The following is a 19,106-nucleotide window of genomic DNA, read 5'->3' as shown; positions in this document are numbered from 1 at the left end:
GTGTTACGAGTGCTCTTCGGCGAAGAGCCGGTCGAAGGCGTCGACGCGCCGGTCGGTGACCGTCGTGGGCGTCTCGAGGTGCACGGCGCCGCTGGGCACGAGGCCCGCGCCGCCGAAGCGCTCCATGACGCGCCACTGCGCGGCGACGTCCTCACCGCTGTGCTCCGGGGGCAGCTGCTCCCAGAAGTCGAAGCCGCCGACGGCCAGGAGGGCGTCGCGGCGGTAGAGGACGCACGCGCCCAGCCAGGCGACCCGGTACGCGCGCCAGGCGCCCTCCGGGACGTCGAGGCGGGCGGCGACGTGCGTGAGATTGGCCGCGTTGTGCAGCGGCCAGCGCTCGAACTCCGGGGTTCCGCGCCGCACCCGCTCGGGCTCCACGCGCTCCTCCCAGGTCTCGAACGACTCGGTCTCGTGCGGGCGCACGTCCTCGAGGTAGGACAGGCCCTGCACCGCGGAGCCGACGAAGCCGCAGTCGAGGCGCTCGAGGGCCTCGTGCAGCCGCGAGAGCGTGCCCGGCTCGAGCCACACGTCGTCGTCGAGGAAGAGGACGGCCGGGGCGGTGGCGAGGGAGAGGAGGTAGTGCCTCTGCTCCGCGAGCCCGCGCCGGGGCAGGTGCCGGCGCACCACCGGAGCCCGGCCCTGCGCCTCCAGCACGCGCAGCATCGCGAGGATCGTCGGGTCGCTCTCGGCGACCGCGTCGTCGGACTGGTCGCTGACGATCACGCGGAAGGGCGGGTCGTCCTGGGCGGCGAGTCCGGCGAGCGTGGCGGCGAGCTCGGCACGGCGGCCGACCGTCGGCACCAGCACGTCGATCAGCGGCTGCCGGGGAGCCTCCGGGAGCCCCCAGCGCCCGGACCACCGGCGGCTGGTCACGGCGCGGCCGATCGGATGCGCTGGACCATCTCGGTCGTGGAGTGCTCCGAGACGTAGCCGACCGTGGTGACGACGCCCCCGTAGGAGCGGACGACGGCCGCCTCCGCGAGCATGTCGGGGTTGTAGTCCCCGCCCTTCACGTAGACGTCGGGCTGCACGCGCTCGAGCAGCGGGATGGGGGTGTCTCCGCCGAAGAGAGTCACGTAGTCGACGCAGCCCAGCTCGGCGATCACACCCGCGCGGTCGCCCTCCGGGTTGATCGGCCGTCCCTCGCCCTTCAGCCGCCGGACGGAGTCGTCGTCGTTCACCGCGACCACGAGCACATCGCCGAGCTCGCGGGCCTGGCGGAGGTAGGCGGTGTGGCCGCGGTGCAGGACGTCGAAGCAGCCGTTGGTGAACACCACGCGGCGACCGCGGCGCGACTGCTCCGCGAGGACCTCGACGAGGGCGTCCTCGCCGAGCACGACGGCGCCGGGAGCGGCGAGGGAGGCGAGCAGGTCATCGCCCGAGCAGACGGAGGTGCCGGGACGCTGCACGACCACGTCGGCGGCGGCCTGCGCCAGATCGACGGCGGTGGCCAGGGAGCGGCCGGCGGCGAGGGCGAGGGTGGCGGTCGCGGCGAAGGTGTCTCCGGCGCCGGACGCCTGCTTCTCCTCCGCGGGCTGAGCGAAGGTGCGGCTGACCGTGCCGTCGGCGTCGAGGGCGGTGGAGCCGTCCCGGTCGAGGGTGACCACGACGTGCCGGGCGCCCGAGCGGGCGCGCAGGTCGTCCGCCGCGTCGCGCACGGCGGCGGCCCGCTCCGTCCCGCGGCCGAGGGAGCCGCCGAGCAGCCGCTCCGCCTCCTTGGCGTTCGGGGTGACGAGGTCCGGCCGGGCGAAGGCCCAGTCGGCGAGCTCGTGCGCGTCGATCACGAGGAGGCCGGGGCGCCCGACGGCGAGCAGGCGCTCGACGGCCTCGCGGAGGATCCCCGAGCCGTAGTCGCAGACCAGGACGGCGTCGGCGCCCGCGGCGGCCTCGGCGGCGGCACCGGCGAGCAGGGCCAGCTCGTCGTCGGCCGGGCGGTGCGGGCCGGAGTCGACGCGCAGCATCACGCTGTCGCCGCCGACCACGCGGGTCTTGATCGTCGTCGCGGCGCCGGTGCGGACGACCCGGGAGGTGTCCAGGCCGGCCCGCTCGAGCGCGCGCACGAGCCGGTCGCCCTCGGAGTCGCGTCCGGCCACGCCGACCGTGCGGACGACGGCGCCCAGCGCGCGCAGGTTGGCGGCGGTGTTGGCGGCCCCGCCCGCGACGTCGACGACGTCCTCGAGCCGCAGGACCGGCGCGGGCGCCTCCCGCGTGACGCGCTCCGCCTCGCCGAGCCACCAGGAGTCGAGGATGAGGTCCCCGATCACGGCGACGACCGGTGGGCGCTCGTGGACGTGCGCCAGGAGGGCGCTCGCCCGCTGGAGCGCCGAGCCCTCGAGGCTCATCGCGCGCCTCCCGGCAGGACGGGCAGGCCGAAGTGCACGACCGTGGTGGTGGTCATCTCGTCGAGCAGCTCCGGGCCGTAGCCGAAGCCGGAGCCGGATGCTCCGCGGGGCTGGGCGCTGCCGCCCGGCGCTCCTCCGAAGACGCCGTTGACCTTGACGGTGCCGACCGGCAGCGTCGCCGCGGCGCGGTGCGCGTGCTCCATGTCGGCGGTGAGGATCGAGGCGGCCAGGCCGTAGGGGCTCGCGGCGGCCAGGTCCAGGCCCTCGTCGAACGAGTCGACGACGCGGATCGGCGCGACGGGCCCGAAGGTCTCCTCCGTCATCACCAGCATCGACTCGGTGCAGTCGCCCAGGACGGTCGCGGGGTAGAAGGTGCCGTCCCCGGGAGTGCCGCCGGTGAGGGCGCGCGCGCCGCTGCCGAGCGCCTCCGTGACGTGCTCGTGGACGGCGTCGCGCATGCGGGCGTCGACGAGGCGGGGGAGCGGGCCCGCGCTCCAGCGGTCGGCCTCGGCGACCAGCGCCGCCGTGAACGCCTCGGCGATGTCGCGGTGCACGTAGATCCGCTCGACGGAGGTGCAGATCTGGCCGGCGTTGGCGAAGGCGCCCAGCGCGGCCTGCTCGGCGGCCCAGACCGGATCGACGTCGCGGTCGACGACGAGCGCGTCGTTGCCGCCGTTCTCGAGGATCACGTGCGCGCCGGTGACGGCGGCGACCCGGGCGAGCGCGCGGCCGGTGGCGGTCGAGCCGACGTGGGCGAGGACATCGACGCCCTCGGTGCGCGCCAGCTCGTCGCCGACCGCCCCGTCACCCTCGACCAGGGTCAGCACGCCCTCGGGCAGCGCCTCGGCGAGGATGCTCGTGAAGAGGGCACCCGTGCCCGGGCTGCGCTCGCTCGGCTTGTGCACGACGACGTCCCCGGAGACGATCGCGGCGCCCAGGAGGCCCGCGGCGACGGCGACCGGGTCGTTCCACGGAGTGAGGGCGAGCACGACACCGCGCGGGTGCGGCAGGGCCAGATCGACGTTGAGAGCCCCTCCGCGCAGGCTCCTCCCGCGGTGAAGCGGGCCGAGCTCGGCGTACTGGAGCAGCGTGTCGACACCGGCGCGGACGCCGCCCAGGGCGTCGCCGGCGGGCTTGCCCGTCTCCTGCGTGTTGAGGTCGGCGAGCTCCTGCTCGCGCTCGGCCACGCGGTGGGCGGCGGCACGGAGCAGGGCGCCGCGCTCGGCGGGCGCGGTGGCGGCCCACGCGGGGAACGCGGTCCGCGCGCGGCGGACGGCGTCGGCGGCGGTCGTGGCGGGGGTCGTGATGTCGATGGTCACGGTCACCTCTCGGTCGGGGGCGCCCGCGGAGTGGCGGACGCATCCGTCCGGTACCCGGGTGGTGCGCGCCTAGACACGCCGCCTCCGGAATCCGCCCCCGGATCGGCGACGGGCTCGCCCCCGATCCGGTTTCGGATCGGCCCCGGCGGGGAAGTGGAGGAGTGCACCGTCCCCGGAGCGGCGCCCGCGCGCCCTCCGCACCTGAGAGGAACCCGTCGTGGTCGCCATCGCCCCCCTCCGAGAGCCCTTCGCCGGAGTCGAGAGGATCGCCGTCCTGCGCGGCGGCGGACTCGGCGACCTGCTGTTCGCGCTGCCCGCCGTCGACGCCCTCGCGGCCGCCTACCCGGGAGCCGAGATCACCCTGCTCGGGACGCCCGCGCACCGGGTCCTGCTGACGGGCGTCGAGTCGCCGATCGCCGACGTCGAGATCCTGCCGGTGGCGCAGGGCGTCCGCGACGGAGAGGGGGAGGACCCCCGGGTCGTCGAGGACTTCACCGAGCGGATGCGCGCGCGCCGCTTCGACCTGGCCGTGCAGCTGCACGGCGGCGGGCGCTACTCCAACCCGTTCCTCCAGCGCCTCGGCGCGCGCCACACGATCGGGTCGCGCACCGACGACGCCGCAAAGCTCGAGCGCACGATCCCCTACGTCTACTACCAGCACGAGATGCTGCGGGCGCTCGAGATCGTCGGGCTGGCCGGGGCCGGAGCCGTCCGCCTGGAGCCCGTCCTGCCCGTCGACCCGGAGCGCCGCGACCGCCTGGCCGCAGTGCTGCCCGCGGGCGGCCCGCTCGTGCTGATCCATCCCGGAGCGACCGATGTCCGCCGCCGCTGGCCGAGCGCGTCGTTCGCCGAGGTGGCGACCGCTCTCCTCGACGACGGAGCGCGAGTGCTGGTGGTGGGAGACGCCTCCGACGTGCCCGCCGCCGATGAGATCGTCGCCGGAGCGCCGGGAGCGGTCTCCTGGGCGGGCGTCGTGGACCTCCCGGACCTGGCACCGCTGCTCTCGCTCGCCGACCTCGTGCTCGGCAACGACTCCGGCCCCCGCCATCTCGCCGCCGCGGTCGGTGCTCCGACGGTCGGCATCTTCTGGGTGGGCAACGCGATCAACGCGCAGCCCCTCGGACGGCAGCGCCACCGGGTGCAGCTGAGCTGGACCACCCGCTGCCCGGTCTGCGGCATCGATGTGACGCAGGTGGGCTGGACGGCTCCGCGCTGCGAGCACGAGCTCACCTTCGTCGACGACGTGCCGGTCGACCGCGTGCTCGAGGACGTCCGCGGAGTGCTCGCCTCCACCCGCTGAACCGCGAGATGCCACCTGTGGTGCTCGACATCGGCGTGTCGGCGGCACAGGTGGCATCTCGCAGCAGGGGGGATCCCGGGGTCCGCGTCAGCGGATCACGGCCAGGACGGCTCCTCCTCGTGCGTGATGACGAGCTCGCGGACCTCGCAGCCGCGCGGCTGGCCGAGGACGAACATGACGGCGTTCGCCACGTTCTCCGGGTCGTTCAGCAGCGCGTCCGGGCCGGGCTTGTACTGCTCGTCGCGGTCGTCGAAGAAGCGCGTCTTCATGCCCGACGGGATCAGCGTGGTCACGCCGATCTCGCCCTTGGTCTCGGCCGCGAGCGCACGGGTGAAGCCGAGCACGCCGAACTTCGAGGCGCAGTACGCGGTCGCGTCGGACACGGCCTTGATCGCCAGCGAGGACGCGACGGTGACGACGCGGCCGTGGGTCTCGGTGAGGAAGGGCAGCGCCGCGCGGACGACGGCCGCGGTGCCGAGGAGGTTCACGGAGATGACCCGCTCCCACTCCTCCGGCTCCACGTCGACGAGGCGGCCGCAGCGGTCGATGCCGGCCGCGGTCACGACGGCGTCGAGCCCGCCGTGCTCGCGGGCGATCTCGACGACCGCCTTCTCGGCCTCGCGGGTCTTCGCGACGTCGACCTGGTAGGCGGCGACGCCCTCCTTCACCGTCGAGACGTCGCGGTCGAGCACGATCGGGGTGCCGCCGGCGGCGGTGACCGCGGCGGCGACGGCCGCACCGAGCCCGGAGGCTCCTCCGGTGATCAGGACGCGGCCGATGGGGGTGGGAGTGGTGCTCATGGTTTCCTTCCGGGGGTGGTCTGCGGGCCTCGTGGGCCGCGGGTCAGCCGACACGCGCGAGCGCGGCGGCGAGATGGGTGGTCGAGCGGCCCGGGTGGTACGGCACGGTCAGGACCCGGCCGCCCCACTCCGCCACCGTCGCCGTCTCGGGGAGGGACTCGGCGGAGTAGTCGCCGCCCTTCACCCAGACGTCGGGGCGGATGCGGCGCAGCGCCTCGTCCGGCGTGTCCTCGCCGAAGACCAGCACGGCGTCGACGCACTCGAGCGCGAGCAGCAGGTCGACGCGGTCGTCCTCGGGGATGATCGGCCGTGCCGCGCCCTTGAGGCGCCGGACGGAGTCGTCCGAGTTGAGGCAGACGATCAGGCAGTCGCCGAGAGCGCGTGCTGCGGAGAGGGTGCGGGCGTGGCCGGCGTGGAGCAGGTCGAAGCAGCCGCCCGTCGCGACCACCGTTCCTCCTGCCGCGCGGACGGACTCGGCGACGCGCAGGGCGTCCACCCCGCCGCCGTGGAGGGGTGCGGGGTCGGCGGGAGCGGAGAGGGAGGCGACCCCTCCCGCGAGGAGGTAGGCGCCGGCTGCGGCGACCGCCGCCTGCACCGCCTCCGACGTGCTCGCACCCTCGGCGAGGGCGACGGCGGCGGACGCGGCGAACCGGTCGCCCGCGCCGCACGGGTCGGTGGGCGGCACGGCGACGGCCGGTGCGACGACCGGGACGCCGGCGCCGCGGGAGCGCAGCAGGGCGCCGGAGGATCCCATCGTCACGGTGACCGCACCGCAGCCCCAGCGCTCGAGGAGGGTGGTCGCGGCGGACTCGGCGCGCGTCACTCCGCGGCCGACGGCTCCCGAGAAGGCGGTGGCCTCGGCCAGGTTCGGGGTGGCGAGGGAGGTGGCGGCGACCGGCTGCGAGCCCCGCGGGTGCGGATCCCACACCAGCGGCACGGTGAGCGCGTCGAGCGCCGTGCGGAGCGACGGCTCCTCGGTCAGGCGGCGGCCGTAGTCGGCGACGATCACGGCGTCGGCGTCGGCGAGCGCGGCGAGCATCGCGTCGGTGACGCCGGGGACGGGCGGCGTCTCGCAGCCGCGGTCGATCCGCACGACGGCCTGGCCGGAGGCGGCGACGCGGGTCTTCACCGGCGTCGGCGCTCCCGAGGGCCCGGCGACCAGGCGGACGCCGGACAGCTCGGCGCGCAGCTCCGCCACGTCCGGATCCGAGTCCTCGGCGAGCGCGGTCACCAGCGTCACCTCGTGCCCGTCGCGGGCGAGCATCCGGGCGACGAGCCCGGCACCGCCGGCGCGGGCGCTGCGGGCCGACACGTCGACCACGGGGACGGGGGCGTCCGGGCTCAGCCGCTCGGCGGGTCCGGAGAGGTCGACGTCGAGCATCACGTCGCCGACGACGACGAGGCGCAGGCGGCTCACGAGGCGGCCGCCGTCCGCGCGCGGATCCGGTGCTCGAAGGCCCGGCAGAGCGCGTGCACGAGCACCAGCTGCGCCTCCTGCACGTTGGAGCCGTGGCCCTCGAGGGCGATCGCCTCGTCGCAGAGCTCGGTGAGCGGGTTCGGCCCCTCGCCGGTCAGCGCCCACGACCGGGCGCCCGCCGCACGGGCGGCCTCCGCGGCGTGGAGGAGGTTCGCGCTGCGTCCGCTGGTGGAGAGCAGGACCACGATGTCGCCCGCGCGGGCGTGCGCGGTGACCTGGCGCGAGAACACGTGGTCGAAGCCGTAGTCGTTGCCGATCGCGGTCAGGCTCGACGTCTCGGCGTGCAGCGAGATGGCGGAGAAGGGGACGCGGTCGCCGTCGAAGCGGCCGACGAGCTCGGCGGTGAGGTGCTGCGCCTCGGCCGCGGAGCCGCCGTTGCCCGCGGCGAGCAGGCGCGCGCCGGAGTGCAGGCGGTCGGCGAGCTCGACGCCCCAGGCGGCGATCCTGTCGGAGTGGCGCTCCAGCTGCGCGACCGCGTCGAGCGCGCGCGCCACGTGGTCGTCGACGAGGCGCCGGGCGGCGTCGGCCGGGGTGTCCAGAACGGTGTCGATGGTCGCACTGTCGATGGTCATCGTCGCGGAGCCGCCTTCCGGGTGGTGGGGGATGAGGGTGCGCTCGTGGCGCCGGTGAGGAGCGACTCGTCGCCGAGGCCGGCGAGGGTCGTGACGTAGGCGCGCTCGGTGTCGGCGGCGACGCGGTCCCAGGAGTAGCGGGACTCGACGCGCTCGCGGCCGGCGGTCCCGTAGGCGCGGGCGCGGTCGGGGTCCTCCAGCAGCGAGCCGAGGGCGGCGGCCAGGGCGACCGGGTCTCGCGGAGGCACGTGGACCCCGGTGACGTCCTCGACCACGGTGTCGATCAGGCCGCCCACGGAGGAGGCGACGACCGGTACGCCGCAGGCCATCGCCTCGAGCGGAGTGATGCCGAACGGCTCGTACCAGGGCGCGCAGACCACGACGTCGGCCGAGCGGAGCATCGCGGGCATCTCGGTCTGCGAGAGCTGGCCGACGAAGTCGACGCGGTCCGCGACGCCGAGGCTCGCGGCCACGCCGTGCAGCCGCTGGTACTCGGGGTCCGCCGTCAGCGCGTCGCCGGAGCCGGAGCCCCCGACGACGACGAGCTCGGCGTCGTGGCCGGCCGCGACCAGGTGCGCGAGCGCCTCGATCGCGATGCCCATGCCCTTGCGCGGCACCAGGCGTCCGATGGTCATCAGCCGCGAGCGCTCGCCGCGCGGCGCGACCGGGCCCTCGACCGAGAACCGGTCGATGTCGACTCCGCAGGGCACCACCGAGATGCGCGAGGTCGGCACGCCGAGCCCCTTGAGCTCGAAAGCCTCGTCCGAGCAGGTGGCGACGACGCCGTCGGCCTTCTGACCCACTCCGGGCTCGAGCCAGGCGCGCTCCTCGGGGCTGGTGTCGAGCGCGCCCTGCTGGCGGCGCTTGACCACGCCCAGCGCGTGGAAGGTGTGGAGGACGGGCACGCGCCGACCCGTGGCTCGCTCCACCCGCTCGGAGGCGTCGAGCGCGGCGACCCCGGACATCCAGAAGTGGCTGTGCACGAGGTCCGGCCGCTCCTGCAGCCACTCCTCGGCGAGGTCGACGGCGAAGTCGCCCATGAAGGGCAGCAGCTCGTCCTTGGACACCCGGCGCGGCGGTCCGGCGTCGATGTGCACGACCTCGACTCCCGAGGTGAAGGGCACGCGCCGGGGGAGGGAGGGGTCGTCGCGGCGGGTGTAGACGACGACGCGGTGGCCGCGGCGGGCGAGCGCGTCGGCGAGCGCCGCCACGTGGACGTTCTGGCCGCCGGCGTCGACGCCGCCGAGGGTCGCCAGCGGGCTCGCGTGCTCCGAGACCATGGCGATCGTCAGCGCGGGCGCGGCGGAGAGGTGCTGCTTCATCGGGTGCTCCCTTCCAGAGCGGGCTCCGGCGACCGGCGTCCGGGGAGGTCGGCGAGGACCTCGTCCCAGTCGCGGTGGAACCGGGCGAGGCCGTAGCGCGCGAGCGCGGCCTCGCGGGCGACGGCGCCGGCGCGGGCGGCGCGGTCCGGGTCCTCGACGAGCGCCCGGGCCGAGGCGACGAGGGCGTCGAGGTCGTTCGAGACCGCTCCGGCCTCGGGCGGGACGGCGCGCCCCGCCTCCGTCACGTCGAGCGCGACGACGGGCATCCCGAGGTGCATCGCCTCCAGCAGCGCGAGGCCGAGGGAGGTCCAGCGGAACGGGTGCAGGTAGACCCGGCGGCGGGCCAGGGCCGCGTGCATCGCCTGCGTGCGGACGTCGCCGAGGACCGTCACGTCCTCCAGACCCGGCAGCTCGGCGAGCCGGTCGGTCTTCATTCCGAAGACGTCCAGCGGAGCGACGGCGCCGAAGCGGGGGAGCAGGTCGGTCCCGGCGACCCGGCCCCGGCGGACGGGCTCGTTGACGACCACGCCGAAGTGCGGCAGCTCGCCGGTGTAGAGGGGACCCGGGTCGTGGATCCCGTGCTCGATCACCGTCGTCCGCGTCGATCCGGTGTCCCACATCAGGGCGTTGAAGTGGGTGACGTGGACGATCAGCAGGTCGTCGCGGTCGGCGAGCGGGTGGCGGTTGTCCGGCACGTCCCCGCGGGGGGTGTTGTGCTCCACGTAGACGGCGGGCACGTCGCGGCCGAGGCGTCGCCCGAGCAGGCGCTCGGCCTCGGCGAGCTCCTCGGGCCTCTGGAGGAGGACCGCGTCGACGTCGGCGTCGTGCAGCTCCTCGGGGGCGATCTCGACGGCGCTCGGCCAGTCGCGGCCGCCGGTGCCCAGGCCCCAGCCGTCGCGGGCCGGAGTCGTGGGGAGCAGGTAGGTGTGGGCGCCGCGGACGAAGGCGTCCGCCCAGCCGCCGTGCACGTGCCAGAGCAGGATCCTCATGCGATGGCCTCTCTCGGGGAAGTCGTGGGTCGGAGTCGGAGGGCGGCGGCGACCGCCTCCTCGGCGCTCACCTCCGCGAGGCACGGATGGCCGGGGACGGGGCACACGCGGGCGCGCGAGCCGGCGCAGGGCGCCTCCTGGTCGCCGAGCAGCGCGACCGGGACGCCGTAGGGCGCCCAGCGCACGGCCGGGACGACCGGCGCGAAGAGGCTCACCACGGGGGTGCCGACCGCGGCGGCGAGGTGCGCGGGGCCGGTGTTGCCGCAGATCACGACGTCGGCGCCGGCCAGCACCTCGGCGGCGTCGGCGAAGTCGGTGGCCCCGCCGACGTCGATGCCGCGGGTGCCCGCGACCTCGGCCGTGAGGGAGCGCTCGCCCGGGCCGCCGGTGACGACGACGGCGAGGCCCGCGTCCGCCAGCAGCTCGACGGCGCGGGCCGCGTTCGCCGCGGGCCAGGCGCGGGCTGGGACGGCTGCCCCGGGGTGCACGACCGCGTAGGGGCCGATCCCCCCGAGAGCGGCGGGCAGCACGCCCTCGCGGCGCACGCGGAGCCGTCCGTCGTCGCCGGCGGGCAGCGCGAAGCCGGCCGCCGCCGCGATCGCGAGCGCGCGCTCCGGCTCCGGCTGGTCCTCCTCGAGGGTCTCGCCCGGGACGAGGCGCACATCGAGCAGGGCGCCCGCGAAGTCGACCGAGGCGCCCGTGATGCGGGCGACACCGGCGAGGCGGAGCAGCAGGGCCAGCGGAAGCGGCGACTGGTGGAAGGAGGTGAGGATCACGGCCTCGTCCGGCGCGAACTCCTCGACGATCGCGCGCAGCTCGTCGACGAGCTCGGCGTCGACGGGGCGGGAGGCGTCGCCGATCCACGGGCACCACCAGGTGCGGACGGAGGAGGGACCCGGCAGCAGCGCGGCCGCGGGCGCTCCCTGCGGACCGCTCAGCAGCAGCACCTCGGCGTCGGCCGCGATCGCGCGGACAGCGGGTCCGCACAGCAGGACGTCCCCTGCGCTGTCCAGGCGGGCGACGAGCACGCGGCGCCTCACTCGGCGTCCTCGTCGGGCTGCATCGCGAGCAGCAGCTCGACCGCCTCGAGGAGCGTCGCCGCCTGCAGCGGAGCGGCGTCCACCTCCTCGGCGCGGGTGATCGGAGTCGGCACCAGCACTCCACGGGCGCCGGCCGCGGCGGCGGCGCCGACGTCGGCCCCGATGTCGCCGATCACGGCGAGGGATCGGGCCGGCAGTCCCAGCTGCTCGGCGGCGCCGAGCACCATGCCGGGCCGGGGCTTCCGGCAGGAGCAGCCGTCCTCCGGGCCGTGGGGGCAGAGCATCCACACGTCGAAGCCGCCGAAGAGCTCGTCCACGCGCCGGTTCACCGCGTCGGCCTGGCCGCGGTCGATGATCCCGCGGGCGATCCCGGACTGGTTGGTGACCACGCCCACGGCCAGCCCCGCCTCGCGCGCCCGCTCGACCGCGGCGAGGGCGGTGGGCATCGGGGAGACCTGCGCCGGGTCGCCGTTGTAGGGCACGTCGACCACGAGCGTCGCATCGCGGTCGAAGAGGATCCCCCGCAGGCGCGGGGCCCTCGCGCGCTCGTCGGCGCTCCGGGAGGAGGAGTCGTTCACCTTCTCCTCGTACCCCTCGACCGGGGATGTAAACCCCCTTCCGGAGAAGTCGGTCCGTCCGGGCGCGTCGCTCGCATCTGCGGGCGGCGCGTCTGAGGTGCGCGCAGCGGGGTACGGGGACTCCGACAGGAAGGAGGCGCCGTGCGCGCTCTCACCGCCCCGGACGGGACTCCGGAGATCCTCGCGCTGCGCGCCCTCAAGCTCGGCGACCTGCTCGTCGCCGTCCCGGCGCTCAAGGCCCTGCGCCGAGGCTTCCCGGACCACCGGCTGATCATGGCGACCACGCCCTGGCTCGAGCCGATCGTCGACCTGGTCGAGGGCCTGGACGCGCTCGTGCCCACCCTCCGCGGACTCGACGACCCGCTGCCGATGGCCGCCGGCCGGGTCGAGCTCGGCGTGAACCTCCACGGCAACGGCCCGGAGTCGCGGCTGCGGCTGCGCGAGATCGCGCCCGAGCGCACGCTCGAGTTCCGCGTCCCGGCGCTGGACCCGGGCGCGGGCCCGGAGGACCCGCGGCCGCTCTGGATCGACGGCGAGCTCGAGCGCGCCCGCTGGGCCCGCCTGGTGAACTCGATCGGTCTCGACGCCGACCCCGAGGACGTCGCGATCGCCGTCCCGGAGGAGCCCGCCTCGGCCCCCGGAGCCGCCGTCGTGCACATCGGGGCCTTCTACGGCTCGCGCGAGTGGCCGGAGGAGCGCTTCGCCGCGGTGGCCCGCTCCCTCACCGCCGAGGGGCACCGCGTCGTCTACACCGGGGGCGCGAACGAGGCCGACCGCGCCCGCCGCGTCGCCGAGCTCGCCGGCACGGGCGAGGTGCTGGCGGGGGAGCTCGCGCTCAGCGGGTTCGCCGCGGTCGTCGCGGCCGCCGAGGTCGTGGTGACCGTCGACACCGGAGCCGCGCACCTCGCCTCCGCGTACGGCGTCCCCTCGGTCGTGATCTTCGGTCCGGCACCGCCCGAGGCCTGGGGCCCTCCGGCCTCGGGTCCGCACGTCGTGCTGACCGACGCCTCCCTCCGCCGAGGCGACGTCTTCTCCGCCGAGCCGGACCCGGCGCTGCTCGCGGTCCAGGTCGACGACGTCCTCGCCGCCCTCGCGTCGCTCCCGTCGCGTGCCGAGGCCCACCTCAGGCGGACTTCAGCCGCGTCGCCGGTCGGACCGGAGTGACCGTGGCCACGCGGGCCCGGGGAGCGCGCGGCTGATGGCTGCGCGAGGGGGCGCCGAGCCGGTCGGCGAGCTGCGCGAGGATCCGCCGCTGCAGGCGCGAGACCTGCATCTGCGTCGTCCCCAGCGCGTCGGCGATCTGCTGCTGGGTCCGCTCCTCGACGAAGCGCATCCGCAGGAGCTCGCGCTGGCCCTCCTCGAGCTCGGCGAGGGCCTCGGCGAGCCCGTGCCGCCGGTCGATCTCGAGCAGCCGGTCGTCCTCGCCGCCGAGGGTGTCGCCCAGGCCGACGCCCCCCTCGCCCACGGTCTCGTCGAGGGAGAGCGGATGCCCCGCGAGGCGCGCGTCGGCCACCTCCGTCGCGTCCACTCCGAGGCGGCGGGCGATCTCCTGGTCGGTGGGGTGACGGCCGAGCTCCTGCGCGAGCTCGTCGGCGACGACGGCGGAGCGGCGGTGCAGCTCCTGCACGCCGCGCGGCGGCCGGATCATCCAGCCGAGGTCGCGGAGGTGGCGCTTGAGCTCGCCGGTGATCGTGGGGACGGCGAACGCGGCGAAGCTGTCGCCGCGCTCGGGAGTGAAGCGGCGGGCGGCCTTCACGAGGCCCACGTAGGCGACCTGGCGCAGATCCGCCCAGTCGCCTCCGCTCCGGGAGACCCGGCGGGCCATGGCCTCGGCCAGGCCCAGGTGGTCGAGCACGATGCGCTCGCGGATGCGCGCGCCCTCGGCGGCCTCCGCGCTCACAGCCGCCTGGAAGAGCGAGAGCGTGCGGGCGTCCTTCTCCTCCCGCGCCGCCTCGGTGAGGACGCTCGGACGGTCGGTGCGGGTGTCGAGATCGATCGTGCTCATCAGTGCTCCTTCCGGGCACGCTCGCGCGGAGGCCCGGCGCGGCCTGCGGTGCGGCGCTCAGGCCCTCTCGACGAGAGGCCCGAGGTCAGCGCACCACTGCTCCTGCCCGCTCCGGGAGTCCGTTGACTCGGAGCAGTGCTGTCCGGTAGAAGCACTGCCCGCGAGGCGGGTCCGTGCCCGCGGTCGAGGCGCTGCCACCCCCGCGGTCCCGGGCGCCGCACCGCCTCCCGCCGGTAGGATCGGCCTCGTATGTCTGAGCTCACCCCGCCCCTGGAAAGCGCGCCGGACGCGCACCCGTTCACGACCGCGACCGGGAGCGACGTCCGCGTCCGCTTCTGCCCGTCGCCGACCGGGACCCCGCACGTCGGCCTCATCCGCACCGCCCTCTTCAACTGGGCGTACGCGCGCCACACCGGCGGCACGTTCGTCTTCCGCATCGAGGACACGGACGCCGCCCGCGACAGCGAGGAGAGCGTCGAGCAGATCCTCGACGCGCTGCGCTGGCTGAGGCTCGACTGGGACGAGGGCGTCGGGGTCGGCGGCCCGCACGGCCCGTACCGGCAGTCCGAGCGCACCGACGTCTACCTCGACGTGATCGCGCGGCTGACGGCGTCGGGGCACCTCTACGAGAGCTACTCCACGGCCGAGGAGATCGATGCGCGCAACGAGGCGGCCGGCCGCGCGAAGCAGCACGGGTACGACAACCACGACCGCGACCTCACCGAGGAGCAGCGCGCCGCCTTCCGCGCCGAGGGCCGCGCCCCGGCGCTGCGCCTGCGCGTGCCGGACGCCGACCTGTCCTTCGACGACCTGGTCCGCGGCCCGATCACGTTCCCCGCGGGCTCCTTCAGCGACTTCGTCGTGGTGCGCCCCAACGGCCAGCCGCTCTACACGCTGGTGAACCCGGTCGACGACGCGATCATGCAGATCACCCACGTGCTGCGCGGCGAGGACATCCTCCCCTCGACCGCCCGGCAGATCGCGCTGTACCACGCGCTGATCGACATCGGAGTGACGACCTTCGTCCCGCGCTTCGGGCACCTCCCCTACGTGATGGGCGACGGCAGCAAGAAGCTCTCCAAGCGCGACCCGTCCTCGAACCTCTTCCACCACCGCGACCGCGGCTTCATCCCGGAGGGCCTGGTCAACTACCTCGCCCTGCTCGGCTGGTCGCTCACGCACGACCGCGACGTCTTCTCGATCGACGAGATGGTCGCCGCCTTCGACGTCGCCGACGTGAACCCCAATCCGGCCCGCTTCGACCTCAAGAAGGCCGAGTCGATCAACGGCGACCACATCCGCCTCCTGGCCGTCGACGACTTCACCGAGCGGACGATCCCGTACCTCGTGGCGGCCGGAGTGCTCGCGGGCGAGCCGACCGCCGAGCAGCGCGCGGTGCTCGACGCCGCCGCGCCCCTCGTGCAGGAGCGGATCGGCCTGCTCGGGGAGGCCCCCGGCATGCTCGGGTTCCTCTTCACCGCGTCCGAGGCGCTCGAGTACGACGAGGACGCGCTGAAGGGCCTGCCCGCGAACGCCGGCGAGGTGCTCGCCGCCTCGATCGGCGCCCTCGAGCTCGTCCCCGCGTCCGAGTGGCTGACGGCCTCGATCCAGGAGGCGCTCGCCTCCGCGCTGATCGAGGGCCTCGGCCTCAAGCCCCGCATCGCCTACGGGCCGCTGCGCACGGCGGTCTCCGGACGCCGCGTCTCGCCGCCGCTGTTCGAGTCGATGGAGATCCTCGGCAAGCAGGAGTCGATCGCCCGCCTCGACCGCCTGGGCGCTCACCTCGGCACCTCCCGGCAGGCCTGACCGTGGCGGAGACGGTCGGCGGACGCTACGACGTCGTCGTGATCGGCGGGGGCCCCGCCGGGCTCTCGACCGCGCTCAACCTCGTCCGGGCGCGCCGCAGCGTGCTGCTGCTCGACAGCAACCGCCCGCGGAACGCTGCGACCCTGCACTCGCACGGGTTCCTCACCCGCGACGGCATCTCGCCGCTCGAGCTGCGCCGCCTCGGCCGCGAGGAGTTCGAGCGCTACGAGGCCGCCGAGGTGCACAACGCCCTCGTCACGTCGGTCGAGCGCTCCGGCGGCGAGTTCGTGGTCGGCGCGCGCGGCGTGCGCGGCAGCGCGGACCGCTCCGTCGTCGCCACCGCCGTCGTGGTCGCCGCGGGGCTCCTCGAGACGCCGCCCGCGCTCCCGAGCCTGCGCGCCTACTACGGCACCGCCGTGCACAGCTGCATGGAGTGCGACGGCTACGAGAAGGCGGGGGAGGCGCTCGCCCTGATCGGCGAGACCGACGACCTCGCGGAGCGGGCCATGCTCCTCTCGCAGTGGTCGACCGACCTGATCGTCTTCACCAACGGCGTCGGGACGGTGAGCGACGCCGACGAGTCGCTGCTCGCCTCCATCGGCATCCGGGTCGACCGGCGCCCGGTCGCCGACCTCGCCGGGGAGCGCGCCGAGATGACCGGCGTCCGCCTCGTCGACGGCGACGTCGTGCCGCGCACCGGCGCGTTCGTCCGCCCCGTCTGGACGCCCGCGCTGGACTACCTGGACGCGGCCGGCCCCGACCGCGACGCCGACGGCTTCCTCCGCGTCGACGCCGGTGGCCGCACGTCCGTCCCCGGCCTCTACGCCGCCGGCGAGGTCACCCCTCCCGGCCCGCAGCAGCTGATCGTCGCCGCCGGATCGGGCGCCCAGGTCGCCTCCGCGATCAACCGCGACCTCGTCCGCGCCCGCCTCGGCGAGGCCGCCCCGGAGTCCGAGGGCAGCGTCGTCCGCGGCTCGATTTGAGCGGGATGCCCGCGTAGGGTACTGTCGTCTCTCGGCGCTCGGGTCTCGATCCGGTCGCCGCCTGGTCCCGGGATCACCTCCGGATGACCATTGGGGTATGGTGTAATTGGCAACACGGCTGATTCTGGTTCAGTTGTTCTTGGTTCGAGTCCAGGTACCCCAGCACTGATCTCCTCCGCGGCACTCCGCGCGACGCCCTCGTTCGTGGCGGCCTCGTCCGGGCCCGCCCCCTCGCGAACCGCTCTCGGCGGCGTCCGCAGTATCCCCCCTCCGGCCGACGCGGCCGTCCGAGGCGCTGTGACACGATGGAACCTGTACGTCTCTCAGGTACCCGCGTCGCGCGGGTCGGACGAAAGGTCGCCCGCCCATGGAACCGGATCTCCTCTGGATCGTCCTCGCCGGAGTCGCCGTCGGCGCACTCCTGCTGATCGCCCTCATCGGCTTCTTCCTCTTCCGCGCCTGGTACCAGGTGCCGCAGGCCGACGAGGCGATCGTGATCGTCGGGAAGAAGCAGAAGGGCGAGGACGGCCTCACCTCGAACATGACCGTCATCACCGGCGGCGGCGCGTTCGTGAACAAGCTGACCCAGCGGTCCGACCGCATCTCGCTGCGCTCCCGCCAGATCAAGATGGAGCCGGTCGCGCAGACCAAGAACGGCGTGACCATCCACCTCGCGGGCGTCGCCCTGGTCAAGATCGGGTCCACGGCCGACCAGGTCCGCGCCGCCGCCGAGCGCTTCGCGTCGCAGGACCAGTCGATCGACGTCTTCACCACCGAGCAGCTCGAGGGCGCCCTCCGCGGCGTCGTCGCGAAGCTCAGCGTCGAGGAGGTCATGCAGGACCGGCAGAAGCTGGGAGACGAGATCGCCGAGGGCATCAAGGGCGACCTGCTCGCCCAGGGCCTCGTGCTCGACTCCTTCGCCATCCAGGGCGTCACCGACCGCAACGGCTACATCGAGGCGCTCGGTGCGCAGGAGATCGAGCGCGTCCGCCGCGAGGCCGACGTCGCGCGGATCAACGCGGCCCGCGAGGTCAAGGCTCGCCAGCTGGCCACGGACGAGGCGAACCTGATCGAGCAGACTGCCTACGACAAGAACACCGCCGCCGCGAAGTCCGAGGTCGGCCGCGCCAACGCCGAGGCCGAGCAGGCCGAGAACCTGGCCCGCGCCGAGCGCGAGCAGGCCGTCCTCGTGCAGCGCGCCGAGAACCGGCAGGCCGAGCTCGACGCCGACGTCAAGCGCGTCGCGGACGCCGAGAAGTACCGCCGTCAGACCGAGGCCGACGCCGACGCCTACGGACGCGAGAAGAAGGCCGAGACGGACCGCCAGGTCGCGCAGCAGGTCTCCGACGCCGAGGCCTACGCCGTCCAGCGCCAGGCGGAGGCGCGCCAGGCGTCCGCCGCCGCCGAGGCCGCCGCCGTGAGCGCCCGCGCCGAGGCCGAGGCCCACGCACTGCGGGCCAAGGCGGGCGCCGAGGCCGAGGCGCTGCGCGCGAATGCGACCGCCGAGGCGGAGGCCATCCGCGCGAAGGGCGAGGCGAGCGCGGCGGCCATCGCGGCCGAGGCGGAGGCGCTCCGCGAGAACCAGGAGGCGATCCTGGGTCGCGAGCTCATCGGGCAGCTGCCCTCGCTCATGGCCGAGTTCGCGAAGGGCTACCAGAACGTCGGCTCGGTGACGCTCATCGGCGGCGACACCGCCGGCACCCACATCGCGCGCGAGCAGGCGGCGGGTCTCGCCGCGACGTTCGACAGCGTCAGGTCGGCGACCGGCGTCGACCTCGGCGCGATCCTCCAGGGCCAGGCCTTCGGCCGGGGGATGGCGACCGGCGGCACCGTCGTTCCGACCGGCGCGTCGGTGGCGACGGGATCGGGTGACGCCCCGCGTCCGTCCGGCACCGGCGACCCGACCGCCGTGGCCTCCACGAGCTGACCGCAGGGTCCCGCTGATTTCCGGCGGTTCCACCACCGCCGCCGTGCTCGTCGGTGGGCGCCCGTCGGCGTCCGCCCTCGAGCACGGCGTGCGGCGTTCTGCGCGACCGGGTCGTGCCCCTGCCCGGCGTCGAGCGGCCCCGCTCAGGCCAGCGGCTTGCGCATCTGCAGGGACGTCGTCTCGTAGCCGAGCGACTCGTACAGAGCCCGCGCGGCGGTGTTGAAGCCGAACACGTTTAGCGCGAGGGCGGAGCCGCCCTGGGAGCGGACGTGCGACTCCGCGAGCAGCATCGCCGCCCGGCCGAGGCCGCGGCCGCGCTCGGCGGCGTCGATCTGCACGTCCCAGACGTATCCGACGCCCTCGAGTCCGCTCGGGTGCGGGCCGAGCCAGAGCGACCCGACCGCGCGGCCGTCCTCGGAGACGAGGAGCACGTCGTGCCCGGCGGCGGGGGAGCCGCCCGGGAAGTACTTCTCGTACGAGGCGTCGGCGTTGCGGGTCGCGGCCGCCTCGTCGTCGCCCGCCCGCATCCGGTCCTCGATGTACGCCGAGCGCTGGACCCGCATCCAGGCGGCGAGAGCGGCGGCGGGAATCGGCTCGAGCGTGACGGTCATAGCCTCACGATCCCACTCCTCACCGCCCCCCGCGA

At 75.1% G+C, this 19,106-nt stretch carries 17 protein-coding genes and 1 tRNA gene; 6 read left to right on the top strand and 12 right to left on the bottom strand.

Annotation, left to right across the window (positions count from 1 at the left end; translation table 11 throughout):
* Window positions 1-3 precede the first annotated feature (3 nt).
* Genes GTU71_RS06840 through GTU71_RS06830 form a run of 3 tightly spaced genes read right to left on the bottom strand, consistent with a single transcriptional unit; the run spans window position 4 to window position 3,661 of the window.
* Window positions 4-873: a glycosyltransferase family 2 protein gene (locus GTU71_RS06840; protein WP_208543616.1), complete on the bottom strand. Its 870-nt coding sequence runs from the start codon at window positions 871-873 to the stop codon at window positions 4-6.
* On the bottom strand, window positions 870-2,342 hold the full coding sequence (gene rfaE2, locus GTU71_RS06835; protein WP_159939535.1) for a D-glycero-beta-D-manno-heptose 1-phosphate adenylyltransferase: 1,473 nt from the start codon (window positions 2,340-2,342) through the stop codon (window positions 870-872). Before rfaE2 ends, GTU71_RS06840 begins: the two co-directional genes overlap by 4 nt.
* Entirely contained in the window at window positions 2,339-3,661 is a 1,323-nt protein-coding gene (locus GTU71_RS06830; RefSeq protein WP_244230652.1) for an aldehyde dehydrogenase family protein, read from the bottom strand. Before GTU71_RS06830 ends, rfaE2 begins: the two co-directional genes overlap by 4 nt.
* A 217-nt stretch (window positions 3,662-3,878) precedes the next feature.
* Here GTU71_RS06830 and GTU71_RS06825 point away from each other — a divergent pair, with 217 nt between their 5' ends.
* Window positions 3,879-4,961 carry a glycosyltransferase family 9 protein gene (locus GTU71_RS06825; protein ID WP_159939533.1) on the top strand — a complete coding sequence of 361 codons (1,083 nt, stop codon included), beginning with the start codon at window positions 3,879-3,881 and terminating at the stop codon, window positions 4,959-4,961.
* A 95-nt stretch (window positions 4,962-5,056) separates the two neighbouring features.
* Here the strand turns inward: GTU71_RS06825 and GTU71_RS06820 are convergent, their stop codons facing one another.
* From GTU71_RS06820 to GTU71_RS06790, 7 genes are read right to left on the bottom strand one after another with little or no spacing between them, the layout of a single operon-like run.
* Complete coding sequence (locus GTU71_RS06820) at window positions 5,057-5,761, bottom strand: SDR family oxidoreductase (RefSeq protein ID WP_159913504.1); 705 nt, start codon at window positions 5,759-5,761, stop codon at window positions 5,057-5,059.
* 43 nt (window positions 5,762-5,804) lie between these two features.
* Window positions 5,805-7,169: a PfkB family carbohydrate kinase gene (locus GTU71_RS06815; protein WP_104239116.1), complete on the bottom strand. Its 1,365-nt coding sequence runs from the start codon at window positions 7,167-7,169 to the stop codon at window positions 5,805-5,807.
* A gap of 5 nt (window positions 7,170-7,174) precedes the next feature.
* On the bottom strand, window positions 7,175-7,810 hold the full coding sequence (locus GTU71_RS06810; protein ID WP_159939532.1) for an SIS domain-containing protein: 636 nt from the start codon (window positions 7,808-7,810) through the stop codon (window positions 7,175-7,177).
* Window positions 7,807-9,102, bottom strand: coding sequence for a glycosyltransferase (locus tag GTU71_RS06805; RefSeq protein WP_159941128.1), 1,296 nt, complete (start codon window positions 9,100-9,102; stop codon window positions 7,807-7,809). Before GTU71_RS06805 ends, GTU71_RS06810 begins: the two co-directional genes overlap by 4 nt.
* 26 nt (window positions 9,103-9,128) lie before the next feature.
* Window positions 9,129-10,121 (bottom strand): glycosyltransferase, encoded by a 993-nt coding sequence (locus GTU71_RS06800; protein WP_104233231.1) that lies wholly within the window; start codon window positions 10,119-10,121, stop codon window positions 9,129-9,131.
* Window positions 10,118-11,161: a glycosyltransferase family 9 protein gene (locus GTU71_RS06795; protein ID WP_159939531.1), complete on the bottom strand. Its 1,044-nt coding sequence runs from the start codon at window positions 11,159-11,161 to the stop codon at window positions 10,118-10,120. Before GTU71_RS06795 ends, GTU71_RS06800 begins: the two co-directional genes overlap by 4 nt.
* A complete protein-coding gene (locus tag GTU71_RS06790) occupies window positions 11,158-11,739 on the bottom strand; it encodes an HAD-IIIA family hydrolase (RefSeq protein WP_104226264.1) in 582 nt (193 codons plus the stop codon). The genes GTU71_RS06795 and GTU71_RS06790 overlap by 4 nt, the downstream gene beginning before the upstream one ends.
* A 141-nt stretch (window positions 11,740-11,880) precedes the next feature.
* Between GTU71_RS06790 and GTU71_RS06785 the strand changes: the two genes are divergently transcribed.
* Window positions 11,881-12,903, top strand: a complete 1,023-nt coding sequence (locus tag GTU71_RS06785; protein ID WP_159939530.1) for a glycosyltransferase family 9 protein — start codon at window positions 11,881-11,883, stop codon at window positions 12,901-12,903.
* On the opposite strand, the gene GTU71_RS06780 is transcribed toward GTU71_RS06785, so the two are convergent.
* Entirely contained in the window at window positions 12,863-13,744 is an 882-nt protein-coding gene (locus GTU71_RS06780; protein ID WP_159939529.1) for a sigma-70 family RNA polymerase sigma factor, read from the bottom strand. The two genes, GTU71_RS06785 and GTU71_RS06780, sit on opposite strands and share 41 nt — an antisense overlap.
* A 249-nt stretch (window positions 13,745-13,993) precedes the next feature.
* Here GTU71_RS06780 and gltX point away from each other — a divergent pair, with 249 nt between their 5' ends.
* The 4 genes from gltX to GTU71_RS06760 all read left to right on the top strand — a co-directional run bounded on the left by gltX (window position 13,994) and on the right by GTU71_RS06760 (window position 18,460).
* Complete coding sequence (gltX, locus tag GTU71_RS06775; protein ID WP_159939528.1) at window positions 13,994-15,550, top strand: glutamate--tRNA ligase; 1,557 nt, start codon at window positions 13,994-13,996, stop codon at window positions 15,548-15,550.
* Window positions 15,551-15,552: 2 nt separating this feature from the next.
* Window positions 15,553-16,533 carry an NAD(P)/FAD-dependent oxidoreductase gene (locus GTU71_RS06770; RefSeq protein WP_104276156.1) on the top strand — a complete coding sequence of 327 codons (981 nt, stop codon included), beginning with the start codon at window positions 15,553-15,555 and terminating at the stop codon, window positions 16,531-16,533.
* Between the two features lie 91 nt (window positions 16,534-16,624).
* Window positions 16,625-16,696 (top strand) — tRNA-Gln (locus GTU71_RS06765).
* Between the two features lie 204 nt (window positions 16,697-16,900).
* Window positions 16,901-18,460: an SPFH domain-containing protein gene (locus tag GTU71_RS06760; RefSeq protein ID WP_104226268.1), complete on the top strand. Its 1,560-nt coding sequence runs from the start codon at window positions 16,901-16,903 to the stop codon at window positions 18,458-18,460.
* Between the two features lie 143 nt (window positions 18,461-18,603).
* Here the strand turns inward: GTU71_RS06760 and GTU71_RS06755 are convergent, their stop codons facing one another.
* Window positions 18,604-19,071, bottom strand: coding sequence for a GNAT family N-acetyltransferase (locus GTU71_RS06755; RefSeq protein ID WP_159939527.1), 468 nt, complete (start codon window positions 19,069-19,071; stop codon window positions 18,604-18,606).
* Window positions 19,072-19,106: the final 35 nt, after the last annotated feature.

This window comes from Rathayibacter sp. VKM Ac-2762 (assembly GCF_009866585.1).
Lineage (GTDB): Bacteria > Actinomycetota > Actinomycetes > Actinomycetales > Microbacteriaceae > Rathayibacter.
This window is presented reverse-complemented; position numbering and strand designations above follow the sequence as displayed.